Consider the following 14,539-nt stretch of genomic DNA (forward strand, 5'->3'; position numbering starts at 1 on the left):
ACAACTTTCATTGTTACCATTAAGATTAAAAGTATATTAATGTTCCCAACCATGCCTGAATAGATAGAAAAAGACAATTTTCTCAATCGGCGATCAAGTTAAGTAAAGTTCGACGCTGATAACAAACTTGGGAAATTAAATCACAATCATCCTATACAGATGGTGAATAAAATTGAAAATTTCCACTCGACTTCAATTCATTTAAAGTATCAATTACTTACCCACCAAAACTACTAACAGAACTAACAATAATTCAATTAAATTCACGTGCAGTTCATCGACTGATGGTTGATTATTATTTAAAGTAAAAAATCGACACACCAACATCATCTAATAGGATATATTCATGGGTAATATACAACAAGCCACACATATAGCTAACGACAACGTACCGCATCATAGTGAACAGGAAAAACAATCCTGTGTAAAAATATCTAAAGTTAAACAACATCCAACATTGCCTGATGAGCCAACGAAAAAAATACATAAATTAATCGCTGTATTTGGAGAAAGAGTAACTTCTAAGGCTAAATTCAAACCCAAGAATACCGATGTGCATGAAGAACCAAAATATGCTCCACCTGCTCCACCTGCTCCACCGACGATTATGGATACCAAACCTAAAATGGCAACACCGATGGATAGAGACGCGTTGTTTAAAAGCATTAAAAATGGAATACAACTTCGCACTGTAGATAGACAGCCTATTTATAATACAACGCAAGAAACGCAAGATATGGTCTACCAAGACGATCTTCTGAATAGCTTCATAAATAAGGAACAATGCAAAAAAATCGCAGAACAAATGGCAATAATTATCTATGACGGAATGAGTGTCGATTGGGAAAAAATTGTGACGGAAAAACTAGGTCATTATGAAACTAAAGAAAAACTTGCACATGCTTTGCCACAAATGAGCAAAGAAATTCAAGATTATTGGTCAATATTCAGCTGTGTACCAGATTTAATTAACGAGCCACACACACGCTCAGATCAAACTACGTCGACAAAAAATATCCCATCTGTCGTTAAAAGAGCGTTTAGCCGGTTCAACTCCGCACCGTCAACTCGTACGTTCCGCGTAACCGATCATAAGAACCAAGTAACGTTGAGTAATAAAGATGCTATGCGCTCAAAAGCCAATCGTTTAGCGAATAATACATTAAATGATATTTTAGAAACCAAGCCAAATAAAAAACTTGATTACATTGGTGACCACTATAAACAAGCTGCTTTAAATGTTTTTGAATCAATGCCATTTATACAAGGTGATGAAGGCGAACTACGCTTCGAGAAACAAAATGGAAAAATAAATATGGATCGACTTCGTCGTGACTTTATGGCAAACATAAAAAGTAAAGAAAGTATGAAAAATGATATAATTGTTTTTTTGAATACCCAATTAACAGAAAAATTTAAGTCCTATACTACTCTAGGATTACTAGAAATCGCAGGATTAAGCCCTATGACTATCGATTAAAACTCTAACTGAGTATAAAATGTTAATTTACGATCCTAATCTTACTTGGGTAAATTAAACAATAATGATAAAAGCAGGCCACATGAATATGGCCTGCTTTTATCAGCGCTTAAATTAGTTAATCAAATTATTAAAGAATTTTAATTTATCAGCAAGTTCACAGTCTACATTCATTATGCCTAATTATTGCGCTACAGCGGCTTGTTCTTGCACTAACGGCTCAGAGCGGTAATTTTCACCGGCTAAAATATCGTAATGAATCACAGTGCCATTATTGAATTTCGAGAAATCGTAGTAGACAGTGTAGGCGTTGAATTCTTCATCTTTAGTCTTTTTCTTTCCATCGACATAAAAATGACAACCAATGGCCCCTGCCCACTCTTTTCTTATACTTTTAAATATATCGCCATTGCAATCCTTTGCTTCAATCAAAGAACTAAATGGTAAAAATTTGTCGTCAGCTGAATTTGGACTATAAATTCTTAATTGAGCGAAACCAACAGTATCGAAAGCGTTATATGCCTGAACTATAATATCCCCAAGAGTAACATCACAGTTTAATGCGTCATAATATTTCTGGTAGGGCATTCTCAATTCATATCGGTTGGGATCCGCAGAAAAATCATAGGTGATATGTAAATCTACATTTGCCCCTTTTGACCATTTCACATTAGAAAAACTGAACGTACGCGCCTTACAGTTGCTTCCACTTGCTCCCCATCCAACCCAAGCATCTATTTTAGTATCGATAGGCTTTTTACCTGATATAGTAATATATGACTCATCAGGTTCATCGCCCCAAATATTCGGCTGAGAAATCTGGTAATAATCAGACCCAAGAAAAAACAATGCGATAAATAATACAACAATTGATATTCGCTTTTTCCTATTGGTATTAGCGATAAATTTCACTATTTCGGCCCTTGCTCTTTATCTAACGGTTCAGAGCGGTAATTCTCGCCGGCTAAAACATTAAATTTTATTATCGTATCATCAGAAAACTGAGAAAAATCGTAATAGAACTCATAAGGTCTAACATCTTTTAGTCTGGATTTATTACCAACAAAATACTCACAGTTAAACCATCCATCCCACATATCGTTTTTCCCTCGGTGGAATTCAGCATTACAATCTCGTGCTTCTATTATCATCGATGTAGAAATAGCCTTTTCATAAGGCAGCTCGCCCTGAGGATAAGCTCTAAATCCTGCGATTCCATCAAAGTTATTTAAGACATTTACCTGAAAATCTCTCAATTCAATATTGCAATCATTATTATCTACTACAGATTTAAAAGGTAAACGTAATTCATAACGGTTTGGATCGTCTGAAAAATTATAGGTATATTTTTTGTCAATTTTCCCTCCCTGATGAGCTTTACGGCCAAACATATCATAGGAATAGGTTTTACATTCATCACCCGTTACCCAAAATGCAGCCCATGCAACTATGTGAGCATCGGTTGGTTTTTTACCTGTGATCGTAATATAGGGTTCATCTGGTTCATTTCCCCAGATTTTATCATTATTCACGAAGAAAGTTTTAAATGAAGGATAAAGGATAAAGGATAAAACAATTACCATCATCACAATCATTATTAATATTAACTTTCTATTTTTCATATTTGTTCCTTGATAAAATCAGGTAAAGATTTATTTGCTACCAGTAACTTCTCGGTAGGCATTAATTGAGGATCGTTCATTATTGTCAATAGTTCAAATTTAATCTGACGATATGTTGCAAGCATATTTTCCGTTAGAGTTTTCTTCCTTTTTAAATAAAGATTCTTAGCTTTATTTATATCAGAATACTGCCATGTTCCGGACATTTCTGCTTGCTTGTTTTTTACATCCATCAGTTCATTTGATAAAGTTTTTTGCTGTTCATCCAGAAAGCTGATCGCTTGTAAGTAATGTTCTTTTAATGGCACATGAAGTAATAAATGTAAAAGTTTAGCTAAATTTGGAATGTACTCAACCATACCATGCTCATTCACCTGCTCTGACAGAGACACATTATTATTAATTTTGTCTAGTAGTGGAAAGGAATCATTATCTGCCGCACTAATAGCATCTAATATGGGCATATGTGTTTGACGTGGGCTTAGTAGTAATTGTTCAGAAGGTTTTTCATAAGTTAATAGCTGCGTAAGTTCGCCGTGGTGGTGGTAATTATCATCATCGCTATCTGTCGTCTCAAAGATTTTTTCAACCGTTTTTGCGCCTCGTACATGAAACATTTTTAATATAGCAACATAAAGGTTGTCTTCTGTATCCGCAGTATTGACCCACTTCCAAGGAACTTGGGGAACCAAATCATGATTATTCACATGTCGATAGTGCGTAATACTTTTATAACGTTCAGAAAAACTTCTAGTACCACTTCTAGGTGCTCCATAAGTAAATAATCGCAATATTGATGGAGAAAGCTTCTCTTTTAGAATTGCTGCAATCATCAGCGCACCCGCACCACCTAAGCTATGACCACATATATAAAATTTTTTATTATGATGATATTTATATATGTCTTCTTTTAATGATGCTATTGGGTCTCCCTCCCATAATGTCATCGCATATCGATAAAATCCTTGGTGAACATAGGCTCCCCCAAACTCGTTTATAGAAACTTGTGCGGCATCGATATTAGTTCCAACCATATCTTTGATTAAAGAGGAGTCTGTAATCTTCTGCACAGCAGGAATAGCATTGACAACCGCCCCAAAGCCATCAATATTTTTCACAATTTCCCATGTACCAGAATTTGAAGGTTCACCATTAGAAATATAAGGCTCTGTCCCTCTGACTCCAACAATGGCAGTTTTGTGGTTAAATAAAATATATCCCTCAGCCCCAACCTCCTTTTGTGCGTAGTAGGTAAAATCGAGGGCTTGGCTATAGGGAACCTCTTCAACTAACCAGTTAACGGACATGTCAGCAGCATGTGTTGGCTTAATTTTCTGTTTCAATGCCCAAATGACCGTTTTAATTGATCCTTCATTAGCCGACGTAACTTTATCGTCTAAATTGGCCTTATCTGTCGCATAAGCCAATTTCGATAACAACGCAAAGGTATAACTATTCACCAAACTAAATTCATCGGTATCAATAATCACTGGCATATAACTGCGCAGTGCTTTGATTTCGAAAACGTAACTTTGGTTGTGGCTAAGGCTGAACCCTGCTTTTTCCGCAGAGGCATTGGTATCCATCCCTTTATGATGCTCTTGCAAAAACTCATCTTGCGGGGCTTCATCCCAAAAATCACCTATGGTGGTGCTGTGATACCGTTTCGGGTTTTGCTCAGCAGCATCAAACTCTGCCGATGCGCGGGTTTTCACTGGCGACTCTTGCCCTTCTTTACGGCTGGCGTACTTTTCGACTTCGCTTAACAAAGAGGCTTGGCTGACGGAAGCGCGCCATTCACCTGCGGCAATATTTGCAAATAATACTTTACCGGCGCTGGTGGTTTGCGTGTGTGTGTTGGAGGTAATTTTGTTCGTAATGGTGACGGCAAGGCCATCAATCGGTTCATCGTTTTCACTCATGAACTCCAGTTCCAACCAGTTTTTCTCGGGGTTGCACTGCACGCAATGGTTAAATGAATCCATGATTATCCCTCATGTTGTAATTGGCAACTTAAGGCATGCAGAGCGTATTTAATCTCTTCATCTTGATTGTCTTTGATCAGTTCTATCATGCTAGGCTGAGCCAAGTATTCGTTGCCCATAATCGCCGCGATGGCCGCGCTCATCACACGATACGTTAAGGTTTGCTCAGCAGCAGAGAGAAACGGTGTGAGCATGGAAGCGATATCACGCCCTTGCGTAAGATGCTGGTCCATTGCCTTGGGGAAATGCTGCCATAACCAAGATTCAAGGTTAGCTTTTAACAAAGGTAAGTTCTCTTGTTTATCAAGATGATGCGCTTTTATTACCCACCAAGAGCCTTGCTGAGCATTAAATGGCGCGTGCGAGGTGTTGTCAAACGTGACTAAGTGGCCTTGGCCACCATTATCTAATGCAGCCAATTGATTGATATTGCCCAAAAACTGGTTCACTTCTGATTGGTCCATTCGCGCTAACATAGCAATAATGACCGACCTATCGTAAAAGCGAAACATCACTTCCTCGCCCTCCAATCCGGCAATTAATAAACTGCGAAGATGCTGCAAAACTTCATCACCCACGGCATGGCTTGACAGCCCAATACCCTGTTCAAGTAACGCTTCAGGGAGCGACAATATCGATTCAGAAACAGGGATTAACCATGGAGAGAGTGGCATCACCTCAGTAAACATTGCACCATAAAACAGAGGCACGGCTTCTTCAAATCCAAAGCCCCCATTTTGCTGTAAGGCCTGCTTGTGAAGCTTGCGATCAACTAACCAATAGCGATGATTTTGCTGCTGTTGAAACCAAGAGAGGATCATGACGGTTTCCCCTGCGTAGAGCATAATCTTACGGCTGGCATATGGGCTTGCTCTGCGTTTAATAACGCTTGGTAAGAAATGGTTCGAAGAGCGGCTGGCATGGTTTGGTCCTTTTTCGTGAATCGCATCGCATAATGTAATGCCTCACTAAGCAAAAGCAATGCCAGTGTTAAATTATTATATTTCAATAGGTTAACTTTTGCTTTTGACTACTTGAGCAATAAATTGCTCCGCTGGGCAAAAACTTGCTTAACCAAACACGATCTGACCGAATTTTTGCTCGGTTCAGTGCTCTCTCACCGACAAGAGATGTAACTGCACAAGCGTCGTCAATCCTAAGCCATCTCACCATTGACAGAACACGTAAAGTTCACCGCACAGCTTAGATTCCAGCCTCGCCAATTAAATGTTAACATCATCACATCTAAAACTGCGGTGGTTATCAGTAAACCTTGTTGATGATTCTCATAAACATCAATAAAAACTCTCTACCTCCACCAGCAGAATTTTTACATTAAAAGGCAGTTTTCAAATGGTTAACAACACAATTCAATGGTTTCCGGGACACATGCATAAAGCACGTAAGGAGATCGAAGAGGTCATTCCGCAAGTTGATGTGATTATCGAAGTGTTGGACGCTCGTATCCCGTTTAGCAGCGAGAATCCACTTATCTCCCATTTGCGTGGTAATAAACCGTGTGTGAAGGTACTCAATAAACGTGACCTAGCAGACCCTGAAATGACGCAATTGTGGATCGACCATTTTGAGAAAGAACAAGGGGTGAAAGCAATGGCGGTAACCACGTCTAACCCTCAAGAAGTGCATAAGATCATGGAGCTTTGCCGTAAGTTGGCACCACATCGTGAAGAAGTGGGGAAAAATATTCGCACCATGATCATGGGTATCCCGAACGTCGGTAAATCAACCATCATCAATACGTTAGCCGGTCGCGCTGTGGCTCAAACAGGTAACCAACCCGCCGTTACTCGCCGCCAACAACGTATCAATTTGCAAAATGGCATTGTGCTGTCCGATACTCCGGGAATTTTATGGCCTAAAGTGGAAAACCCACACAGTGGTTTTCGCCTAGCTGCTACTGGCGCGGTAAAAGATACTGCAATGGAATATGAGGATGTAGCCTTTTATACTGTTGAGTATTTAGCGCAAGCTTATCCTGAGCGTTTGCAAGAGCGTTATCAAATCGATGAGCTACCTCAATCTGATGTGGAATGGATGGAAGAAATTGGCCGCAAACGTGGTGCTCTGCGCCCCGGTGGCCGTATTGATCTGCACAAAGCGTCGGAGATCCTACTGCATGAGTTACGCCAAGGTATTCTCGGCCAAATTACTCTTGAACGCCCTGAAATGATCACCAAAGAGTTAGTGGAAGTGGAAGAACGAGCGGCTAGGGAAGCCGAGGAAAAAGCAGCCAAAAAAGTAGAGCGTCGTAAACGTTATTTGCGTAATAAACGCTAAATTCCTCTCGGATCCCTTCTACGCTACACCTCATTTCTACTATTACCATCAGGGCGGTCAATGATCGCCCTTTTCATAAGAACAGACAACTGCATGCTGTTTGCTATTTCTAGCTGACATTATCATGACAAATCAATATAGGTTTTTATGCGCTACTTCTATAGCATGAAGGAACCTTCTGATGACACTCAAGTCATACCACCATTGTTTATTTTCTCCTTGATATGGAATTGTTCATGAAAAAGCGTTGGGCCATCGCGGTAATTAGCGCCGCCTTAATCAGCGGGGGCTATTACCTAACTACCAATAGCAATGAATCTCTCTCGGCTTTCCCCACTCTGACGGTCGAACAGGGAAATATTGCCAAACAGGCAATCGCTGTTGGCCAAATCGTGCCAGCTCACTCGGTATCTATAAAATCGCAAATTGAGGGGATTGTCGGTGAAATTTATCATCGGGTCGGTGAACAAGTTACCTTGGGCACGCCTTTGATCAAAGTGCGTCCAAATCCAACACCGCAAGCGTTAACCGACGCAACCACCGCTTTAATGCAAAGTGAGGCGAGCTTAGATTCCGCCAAACAGACGCTGGCAAACTTGCAGCAGTTAGTTGAACAAAAGATTGTGCCGGAAAACTACGGTGAGCTAATCCAAGCAAAATCAGAGCTGAAATCAAAACAAGCCGAAGTGCAACAAAAAAGGCAGAACCTTGAGCTGATCCGCAGCGGTGAAGCATCGGTTGGCGATTCGAAACTCACGTCCACACTCGTCGCCCCCATTGATGGCACCATTTTAAACCTAAAAGTGGAAGTAGGAGAGCCGATCATCTCCACTGCCTCAAGCCAAGCGGCAACTGAAATGATGTCGATTGCCGATATGAATGACATGATTTTCAAAGGCAGTGTCAGTGAACATGATGCGGCACAACTCGCCGCAGGGATGGCCGTCAACTTAACGTTAGCACCGTATCCAGAAGCAGAAATCAGCGGCGTATTAAGCAAAGTTGCGGTTCAATCTGATAAGTTGAATAACCCTAGTGATACTAAAACGACTAGCTTTGATAATGGATTTGAAGTGGAGATTAACCAGATTCGCTTTCCTGACAATATGGTGATTCGCTCGGGCTTTTCTGCTACCGCACAGATCACATTAAAGAGCGTGGAAAACGTCATCACCATTCCAGAACGCGCATTACGATTTAGCGGTGAAAAACCTGAAGTCTTGATCCCAGATCAGTCAGAACAAGGTTACCAAGTGCGTGCCGTAACCTTAGGTTTGTCCGATGGCATTAATGTGGAAGTGATTGCGGGTTTATCAGCGGACGATGTGATCATCGACAACAGTTTATTCGGAGGCAAAGATGACCACTAAGCGCCCTTTTCAACGTAATGCGCTAGCAGCCGCGCTAATGACGTTCTGTGGCGCGGTGACTTTTTCAGCTCACGCCATCACTATTGAACAAGCTTGGCAAGCCGCAAAAGCTTTTGACCCTACTTATTCACAAGCGCAGATCCAATCTCAAATCAGTGAAACAGAGGTCCGAAGTACCAAAAGTGCCTTGCTGCCTTCTTTTAGCCTCAGCGCGGATACCTCATGGGATGACGATGGCAACAACACTAAAGGCTATGGTGCCACATTAAGCCAAACCATTTGGGATAGCGCTAATTGGGCACAGCTCGACCAATCTCAAGCAAGCTATGTGGCATCACAATTAAAAGTGAAGACTGCACATAATGAGCTGGCTGCAACATTACTGTATGCCTATCTCGATCTCGCCAGCGCACAAGGCGATCTACAACTTGCTGAACAAAAGTTCGTAGAAGGTGCAAAACTGCTGAAGATTACCGAGCAGCGCTACAAAGCAGGAAAAATTCGATCAACGGCATTGGAAGACATGCGTGCTAACCACGTCGATGAGCAAGCCGATATACTCAGTGCGCAAGCCGCTCTAGAAGAGAAAAAGTCAGCCCTTATCGCGCTCATCAATCAAGACCCACAGCACATTGACCAAATTAAAACGACCGACCTCATTGAACCGCCAATGCAAGTCAGCAGCGAAACTGAATGGTTAAAGCTTGCGCAGAATAACAGCCCTGAGTTATTAGCTGCCCAGCAGGAAGTCGCCGCTTCTGAATTTGGCCGAGATGCAGCCAAAGCCAAATATTATCCCACCTTATCTGGCAGTGTTTCTTACCAAGACAATGATCAGGGTCGAGATGGGGATCTCAGTGCAGGTTTAAGCTTAAAAATTCCGTTGGATTTGAATGGTTCCACGCGCGCCACGGTCGATCAGGCTGCGCTGCAAGTCTTAAGCGCCAAGCAAGTACTGCGCAAGGTAGATATCGAGATTAAACGCAAAATTCAAAGTGGCTTTAACCAAATCCATCTGGATTGGCGACAAGTGGAGATGGCTCAGTTACAAGTCCGCTCAAGAGAGCAAGCTTTAAAAAGTAAACAAACCGTTTATGATTCAGGAATGACTGAAGCTTCTGATTTGATTGACGCCCATAACGCTCTGTTTAACAGTAAAAACAGTCTACAACGGCGATTGTACCAATATTGGAAGCAGCGGATTGGCCTGCTGAAAGCTGCTGGGAAGTTAGATGATGACGTGATTGCTTCGCTCTCTCAGGCTCTGCACTCATGATCTCAAGCCTACAACAAGTCGTGCAAACGCTGCTTGCCCATCGGCTACGCAGCGCCCTCGCGGTCATTGCTATCGTTTGGGGTATTGTTTCTGTTTTAGTGCTCGTTGCCTTAGGTGAAGGATTTTATCGCGTCAATACACAATCTTTCGCGCTGTTAATGAGCGATACACAAATGGCTTTCCCCAGCCAAACCACCAAACCTTGGCAAGGCCTTGCGGCAAGACGAGCGATTACCCTTTCAGAGCCGGAAATGCGCGCTTTGGCACAGCACCCAAACATCAGCGCCTTATCAGTTATCTACGGAAAATGGGATGCTAAAGTGACGAATGTAAAAGGCCGAATGCTTCCCGGTTACGTCAGCGGGATCGACTCTCAATTTTTAGCATTGCGCAACTTACAACTGACCGCGGGGTCACGCGGCATTCACGCCAGCGATCAGCAAAACCATTCCCGAATTGCGGTGGTTGGTTGGCAGTTGGCACAAGTTGGTCAGCTATCTATTGGTGATACGATCAAAGTCAATACCATTCCCTTCTCGGTTGTCGGCATTACTCAGCAGCAAGAAGGGGGCATTTCTATAAACAATGAAAACAGCCAAGTGATGATCCCAAGCAGCGCTTTTACTGATCTTTGGCAAAGTGAGCCTGAATTTTTCCTTGTGCAGCCCGCCGCAGGGATACCAGCAGCGGTATTGCGCATGAACATCCTCTCTTTCTTCGCCAAACAGAAACATTTTGATCCGAGCGATACTGAGGCCATAAACCTACCTGACTTCAGCAGCGGCGCTCAATTTTTCAATGCCTTGTTTCGAGGTATACAACTATTTTTAGGGGCAAGTGGAGCGATGACGCTTGCGGTCGGCGCTTTGGGCGTCGCCAATATCATGTTCCTTTCTGTCACGGAAAGAACGCGGGAAATTGGTGTGCGTTTAGCCATTGGCGCAACACCGAAGATCATTTTGCGCCAGTTTATTTTAGAAGGTGGGTTGCTAGTGGCATTAGGTGCAGTGATTGGAATGCTCCTCTCCTATCTGGTGGTGCTATTACTGAATTACATCGGCTTACCTGATTGGCTCGGCGAACCAGTCATCACTGTGCCAGCTCTAGGCTGGTCACTGCTCGTCACCACGTTGTTTGCACTGCTGGCTGCTTATTTCCCAGCAAAGCGTGCCGCCAATCTCACCCCCGTCATCGCCTTAAGTGCGAGGGCTTAATAATGATGTTACCTATCAGGCAAATTTATCAAGAGATGGCGGCCGAAAAACTGCGCTTGCTACTCACTATTTTAGCGGTGGCTTGGGGTACACTTTGCATCGCCACCATGCTCGCAACAGGCGAAGGATTACGCCAAGGGCTGACACGCTCATCACAAAGTGGCAATGGCAATTTACTCTATGTGACCGGGGGTTATGCCAGCCAGACCGCCGGACGCTTTTTTGAAGGGAAAGCCCTCTCTTTGCAAGCGGATGATGTTGAGCTTGTTCGCGCACTGCCCTTTATCCAACGCGCTGAAGTTAGCGCACAATGGGATAAACGCGTCAGCAATCAAGACAATGGCACCTGGCAGCGCCCACTAGCGGTTAACCCAGAATATCAGTCCTTAACTGGTATTGAGATAGCCAAAGGAGGGCGATGGATCAACCCGCTCGATAATCAACAGCAGCGTAAAGTGGTTGTAATCGGTTATAACGCCGCAGTGCAATTGTTCAATTCTGAGGATGGTTGGAGTTGGCTGGAACCCCAGAAGCTGAGCATAAACCCCGTCGGTCAATTGATAAAAATAGGTGATGAAAACTTTACCGTTATCGGCGTGATAGCGCAGACAAGTGCAGAGGTAGAACAAGGAACCCCTATTGACTACGCGGTATTTGTGCCTTTTCGCACTTGGCAACGTTTTAACCCCAACGCAGCGATTGCAGCGATCAATGTGCAGCTCAATGCCACGGTTGATCGCGAAAAAGCCGCGCAAGTGATTAAGCAAGTGATCGCCAGAAAGTACGGTGCCAGTGCTTCAGACACGCAGCTCTTGCAAGTCGAAGACATGCTATTGAGGCAAAAAAGCATGCGCCGTTTCTTATTCGGTCTACAAGGCTTTTTGGGCATTATTGGGCTTATTACCCTCGGCGTAGCAGGCATTGGTATTGCCAATGTCATGTACGCCACGGTAAAACGATCCACGCGAGACATCGGTGTACGAATGGCCGTCGGAGCTACGCCAACCACTATCAAACTCCATTATTTAGTGCAAGCCTTGCTCACGATGTCACTTGGCGGTTTAGCTGGCTTAGGATCCACTTACGGGCTGATCACCTTATTAAGATACGCTCCCTTAGAAGGCAATATGCTGTTTGAGCAATTAGGGAAACCCTTACCCGAACTGTCGTTTTCGATTGTCTTTCTTGTGATCGCGGCGCTGGCGATTGTCGGTGTGATTGCCGCGTGGTTTCCCGCCAATCGCGCGGCTAGCATTACGCCATTAGAGGCATTACAAAGTGAATAAACAAAACTTACCAAACCTTGTCCAATTGACCAATATCAGCAAGCACTATCGCAGTGGTGAAGAGTTGGTCAAAGCATTAGACGGCGTTTCGCTATCGATTCAAACAGGCGAATTTCTCTCTATTTTAGGGCCATCAGGCTCGGGTAAATCAACCTTAATGAATATCCTCGGTTGCTTGGATGTTCCTACATCGGGTGAATATCAGTTGGACGACAAGGCGGTCGCCTCGCTCAGCAGCCATCAATTAGCTCATATTCGTAATCAAAAAATTGGCTTTGTTTTTCAAAGTTTCAACCTGCTCGAATACGCTAATGCTCTCGATAACGTCGCCCTACCCTTGGTCTATCGCGGAGTAAAATTAAAAGAGCGCCGAGCACGTGCAGCAACACTATTAGAAAAAGTGGGGCTTGGCGATCGCATGCAGCATAAACCCAACCAGCTCTCGGGGGGACAAAAACAGCGGGTGGCGATTGCACGCGCGTTGGTCAATGATCCGCAAATTATTTTAGCCGACGAACCGACAGGTGCGTTAGATTCAAAATCGGGCGCTGAAATTGAAGCCCTGTTCAATGAGCTTCATCAAGAAGGACGAACGCTTATTGTCGTCACTCACGACCTAGCGTTAGCGAAGCGAACTCACAGAATAGTGAATATCAAAGATGGGCAGATTTTATCTGATGAACGCGTTGATCACGCAACAAGGCAGCCATAGATAGCTCAACGCATTGTAAGAAGTTATAAAGTGAACGAGAAAGACGAAGCCGTTCCAGTTCGCCTTTCTTAGTTCATTTTTTCTTTGTTCTTTCTTTGTTGGTTTTTCTTTGGATCCTATTGAGAGATACCCGCCAATTTCAGCAATACCGCTTCGAGTTGATCCCATGGCATGAGCTGTGAGTCAATCACTTCTAAGCGTGATTCAAACCCTTCTAAGCTCATCTCATTCACTGAAACGACTCCTTGGTTGATGTTGAAGGCGTAGCATCCTTTATCGGTATTGACGACCGCCTTAACACGCTCAGCGGTCAGGGCACTCAGCATAGAAAAGAGCTCATCAAAATCAAAATGGTATTCAGCGCCGATTAACCAACCACAACTGAAATAACCTTGGCCCCGATTTTCTTTGCGCACAAACGCTTTACCCGGCTGTAAGGCAAACTGTGGTTCTAACGAAGCATGATGATGGTGATGCGCTTCAATATGAGTAGAAGCTGCGCCGTGAAGACGTTCAATATCTAATAATTCTAAAGGCAACTCACCTTGCTTGACTAACTTGCTAAAAATCTTCGCGGGTGATTGATCAGTCACCCAGTCATTAAACGCATCCACATCAGCACTAGTGCATTGATCCACTTTATTGCCAATCACCACATCACCACTGGCCAATTGGTCATTAAAATTTTGGTTGGATGTGTATTTTTCATTACGCAAGTTGCGCGGATCCACTAAAGTGATCGTGGCTTTTAAATCGACATACGGTGCATATTGATCAGAAGTTAAAGTTGCCACCACTTGCTTAGGGTGCCCAAGCCCTGTTGGCTCAATTAATAGACGATCGGGCTTTTGCCTAAGTAAGGCGTTAATTCCAACAGACATAGGAACACCCGCAGTGCAGCACATACAGCCACCCGGTACTTCTTTGATCAGCGCGCCTTGGTCAGACATCATCGCCCCATCAATACCAATTTCTCCAAACTCATTGACCAACACCGCCCACTTTTCATCAGCAGGTTTATTCTTCAATAAATTCAAAATGGCCGTCGTTTTTCCTACACCAAGAAAACCGGTAATAATGTTGGTTGGTACTTTTTTTGTCATGTCAGCACTCCTTTTGCGGCAGTATATACCGAAATAAGAAGCCAGTGCATGGTTTGCCAGTTAGACAGGCAACAATGAGCCGAGGTGTACATAAACGACAAAAGGCGCACTACGGTGAGCGCGCCTTTCCCCTCGTAACTCAATCGTGAGTTCGCGAATCGGGAGGACTATAGATGCAACCCGATCATAAACG

Annotated in this window: 12 protein-coding genes; 7 read left to right on the top strand and 5 right to left on the bottom strand. The window is 43.3% G+C overall.

The window, feature by feature from the left end; translation table 11 throughout:
* Positions 1–346: 346 nt before the first annotated feature.
* The gene (locus DD616_RS02360) at positions 347–1,480 is read left to right on the top strand and encodes a hypothetical protein (RefSeq protein ID WP_208871380.1); all 1,134 of its coding nucleotides are present in this window, start codon (positions 347–349) and stop codon (positions 1,478–1,480) included.
* A gap of 183 nt (positions 1,481–1,663) precedes the next feature.
* Here the strand turns inward: DD616_RS02360 and DD616_RS02365 are convergent, their stop codons facing one another.
* From DD616_RS02365 to DD616_RS02380, 4 genes are read right to left on the bottom strand one after another with little or no spacing between them, the layout of a single operon-like run.
* On the bottom strand, positions 1,664–2,392 hold the full coding sequence (locus DD616_RS02365; protein WP_208871381.1) for a hypothetical protein: 729 nt from the start codon (positions 2,390–2,392) through the stop codon (positions 1,664–1,666).
* A complete protein-coding gene (locus DD616_RS02370; RefSeq protein WP_170900839.1) occupies positions 2,392–3,102 on the bottom strand; it encodes a hypothetical protein in 711 nt (236 codons plus the stop codon). Before DD616_RS02370 ends, DD616_RS02365 begins: the two co-directional genes overlap by 1 nt.
* Positions 3,099–5,087 (bottom strand): lipase family protein, encoded by a 1,989-nt coding sequence (locus DD616_RS02375; protein ID WP_208871382.1) that lies wholly within the window; start codon positions 5,085–5,087, stop codon positions 3,099–3,101. The genes DD616_RS02370 and DD616_RS02375 overlap by 4 nt, the downstream gene beginning before the upstream one ends.
* 2 nt (positions 5,088–5,089) lie before the next feature.
* Entirely contained in the window at positions 5,090–5,932 is an 843-nt protein-coding gene (locus tag DD616_RS02380) for a DUF4123 domain-containing protein (RefSeq protein WP_208871383.1), read from the bottom strand.
* Between the two features lie 508 nt (positions 5,933–6,440).
* Between DD616_RS02380 and ylqF the strand changes: the two genes are divergently transcribed.
* The 6 genes from ylqF to DD616_RS02410 all read left to right on the top strand — a co-directional run bounded on the left by ylqF (position 6,441) and on the right by DD616_RS02410 (position 13,243).
* Positions 6,441–7,385, top strand: a complete 945-nt coding sequence (ylqF, locus tag DD616_RS02385; RefSeq protein ID WP_013868498.1) for a ribosome biogenesis GTPase YlqF — start codon at positions 6,441–6,443, stop codon at positions 7,383–7,385.
* Between the two features lie 224 nt (positions 7,386–7,609).
* Positions 7,610–8,755 (top strand): efflux RND transporter periplasmic adaptor subunit, encoded by a 1,146-nt coding sequence (locus DD616_RS02390; protein WP_013868497.1) that lies wholly within the window; start codon positions 7,610–7,612, stop codon positions 8,753–8,755.
* Positions 8,745–10,031 (top strand): TolC family protein, encoded by a 1,287-nt coding sequence (locus DD616_RS02395; RefSeq protein WP_208871384.1) that lies wholly within the window; start codon positions 8,745–8,747, stop codon positions 10,029–10,031. Before DD616_RS02390 ends, DD616_RS02395 begins: the two co-directional genes overlap by 11 nt.
* Complete coding sequence (locus DD616_RS02400; protein ID WP_094151669.1) at positions 10,028–11,245, top strand: ABC transporter permease; 1,218 nt, start codon at positions 10,028–10,030, stop codon at positions 11,243–11,245. The genes DD616_RS02395 and DD616_RS02400 overlap by 4 nt, the downstream gene beginning before the upstream one ends.
* Positions 11,246–11,247: 2 nt before the next feature.
* A complete protein-coding gene (locus DD616_RS02405; protein ID WP_208871385.1) occupies positions 11,248–12,531 on the top strand; it encodes an ABC transporter permease in 1,284 nt (427 codons plus the stop codon).
* Positions 12,524–13,243 (top strand): ABC transporter ATP-binding protein, encoded by a 720-nt coding sequence (locus DD616_RS02410; protein WP_013868493.1) that lies wholly within the window; start codon positions 12,524–12,526, stop codon positions 13,241–13,243. The genes DD616_RS02405 and DD616_RS02410 overlap by 8 nt, the downstream gene beginning before the upstream one ends.
* A 116-nt stretch (positions 13,244–13,359) precedes the next feature.
* On the opposite strand, the gene DD616_RS02415 is transcribed toward DD616_RS02410, so the two are convergent.
* The gene (locus DD616_RS02415; RefSeq protein ID WP_010320211.1) at positions 13,360–14,346 is read right to left on the bottom strand and encodes a CobW family GTP-binding protein; all 987 of its coding nucleotides are present in this window, start codon (positions 14,344–14,346) and stop codon (positions 13,360–13,362) included.
* Positions 14,347–14,539: the final 193 nt, after the last annotated feature.

This window comes from Vibrio anguillarum (assembly GCF_003390515.1).
GTDB lineage: Bacteria > Pseudomonadota > Gammaproteobacteria > Enterobacterales > Vibrionaceae > Vibrio > Vibrio anguillarum.